Genomic DNA, 2579 nt, shown 5'->3' with positions numbered 1-2579 from the left:
CGGATGGGTCTGGTGCCGTTGGCGTCGGCTGATGCGATGGGGTTGTTCGATCTGGCTCCGGCTACGGGGGAGGCTGTTCTTGCGGTGACCCGGCTTGATTTGGCGGGGTTGCGTGGGTTGGCGGATCCGCCGGTGTTGTTGCGTGGTGTGGTGCCTGGGGTGGTGGGTCGTCGGGTGGCTGCTGGGGGTGGGGTGTCGTCTGGCGGGTTGTCGTTGGTGGAGCGGTTGGGTGGGTTGTCGTTGGTGGAGCGGCGGCGTGTGGTGGTGGATGTGGTGCGGACGCATGTGGCGGGGGTGCTGGGTCATGCGGATGTGAGTGGGGTGGTGGGTGATCGGGTGTTCCAGGACATGGGGTTCGATTCGTTGACGGCGGTCGAGCTCCGTAACCGGTTGAACTCGGCGACGGGTCTGCGGTTGCCGACGACTCTGGTCTTCGACCACCCGTCCCCGGACGCTCTCACGGCCTATCTGCTGGAAGAGCTGGACCTCGGCGAGACGTCGGCGGCCGCTGCTGTCCTGGCGGAACTCGACCGCATCGAAGCGGCGATCCGCGAGACGGCGCAGAGCGGTACCGGCACGGCGGACCCCGAGCAGGAACGCATCGCCGCCCGGCTGCGGGAACTCCTGGAACTGGCCGGCAGCGCGGACGGATCCGCCGCCGATGAGGCCGAGGACAAGGACCTGGACGCGGCCACGGACGAGGAACTCTTCGCTCTGCTCGACGACATGGAATAACGGAACATCCGCCATCGGGGGGCGGTATCCCCGCGCACATTCCTTGACCCACCCATCGGGAGAGCTGACGTGGCTGACGAAGAAAAGCTTCGCGAATATCTCAAGCGGGCCATTGCCGACGCACGCGACGCACGGAAGCGGCTGAGCGACGTCGAGGAAAAGCAGCAGGAGCCGATCGCGATTGTGGGTATGGCGTGCCGTTTTCCGGGGGGTGTGGGTTCTCCGGAGGATTTGTGGCGTCTGGTGGCTGAGGGTGTGGATGCTGTTGGTGAGTTCCCGGGGAATCGGGGGTGGGATCTGGAGGGTCTGTATGACCCGGATCCGTCGAGGGCGGGTACGTCGTATACGCGGCATGGTGGGTTCTTGTACGGGGCGGATGAGTTTGATCCGGAGTTTTTCGGGATGTCGCCGCGTGAGGCGGTGGCGACGGATCCTCAGCAGCGGTTGCTTCTCCAGACGGCGTGGGAGGCCTTCGAGGACGCGCGCATCGATCCCGCCACCCTGCGCGGCAGCCGTACCGGAGTCTTCGCCGGCGTGATGTACAGCGACTACGGCTCGCGTCCCCAACTGCGGCCGGAGGAGTTCGAGGGATACCTCTTCAGTGGCAGCGCGGGCAGTATCGCCTCGGGCCGGCTGTCGTACGCGTTCGGTCTTGAGGGTCCGGCGGTGGCGGTGGACACGGCGTGTTCGTCGTCGCTGGTGGCGCTGCATCTGGCGGCCAACGCACTCCGCCAGGGCGAGTGCGACATGGCCCTGGCCGGCGGCGTGACGGTGATGTCCACTCCGGTCGCGTTCATCGAGTTCTCGCGGCTGCGGGGGCTGTCCGTGGACGGGCGGTGCAAGTCGTTCTCGGCGGCCGCGGATGGTACGGGCTGGTCGGAGGGTGTCGGGCTGCTGCTGGTGGAGCGGTTGTCGGATGCGCGTCGTCATGGGCATCGGGTGCTGGCGGTGGTGCGGGGCAGCGCCGTCAACCAGGACGGTGCGTCGAATGGTCTGACGGCGCCGAACGGCCCTTCCCAGGAGCGGGTGATCCGGCAGGCATTGGCCAATGCGGGGTTGCGGCCGGATGACGTGGACGCGGTCGAGGCGCACGGTACGGGTACTCGTCTCGGTGACCCGATCGAGGCTCAGGCTCTGCTGGCCACCTATGGGCGTGACCGGTTACGTGAACAGCCTTTGTGGCTGGGGTCGTTGAAGTCGAATATCGGGCATGCGCAGGCGGCTGCGGGTGTGGGCGGGATCATCAAGATGATCCAGGCGATGAAGCACGAGACGCTGCCGAAGAGCCTGCACATCGATGAGCCCACGTCGCACGTGGACTGGGAGTCCGGGGCCGTGCGTCTGCTCGGTGAGGCCCGCCCATGGCCGCGGACCGCCGCGCCGCGCCGGGCCGGTGTCTCCTCCTTCGGATTCGGTGGGACCAACGCCCACGTCATCATCGAGCAGGTTGCCGAAGCCGTCGAGGCCGCGGATGAGGCCCCCACGGACGGTGCCCCCCTGGCCGCGGTTCCGCTGCTGTTGTCCGGCCGCGGTGGGACGGGGCTGCGTGCGCAGGCCGAGCAACTGCACGCGTACATGACTGACCACCCCGAACTGCCCGTCGCGGACGTTGCGTTGTCGCTGGCGACGACCCGGCCCGCACTGGAGCGGCGCGCTGCGGTCGTCGGTGAGGACCGTGCCGATTTGCTGCGCGGACTCGATGAGCTGGCCCGCGGTGAAGGCGCTCCGGACATGGTGCGGGGTGGCAGCACCGCGTTCTTGTTTACGGGGCAGGGGAGTCAGCGGTTGGGGATGGGGTGTGAGTTGTATGGGCGGGTGCCGGTGTTTGCTCGGGCTTTTGATGA

General features: G+C 67.6%; 1 protein-coding gene and 1 pseudogene. Both read left to right on the top strand.

The window, feature by feature from the left end; genetic code table 11:
* Positions 1-735 (top strand): phosphopantetheine-binding protein (locus ACIQ8J_RS35840; RefSeq protein ID WP_403278352.1); only part of this gene is annotated, 735 nt, incomplete at its 5' end.
* Positions 736-807: 72 nt separating this feature from the next.
* Positions 808-2579 (top strand): annotated as a pseudogene (locus tag ACIQ8J_RS35835) (type I polyketide synthase); the annotation flags it as partial.

It is taken from the genome of Streptomyces sp. NPDC094147 (assembly GCF_044764265.1).
GTDB lineage: Bacteria > Actinomycetota > Actinomycetes > Streptomycetales > Streptomycetaceae > Streptomyces.
Note: the sequence above shows the minus strand (reverse complement) of the source record. Positions and strands in the feature narration are given on the sequence as shown.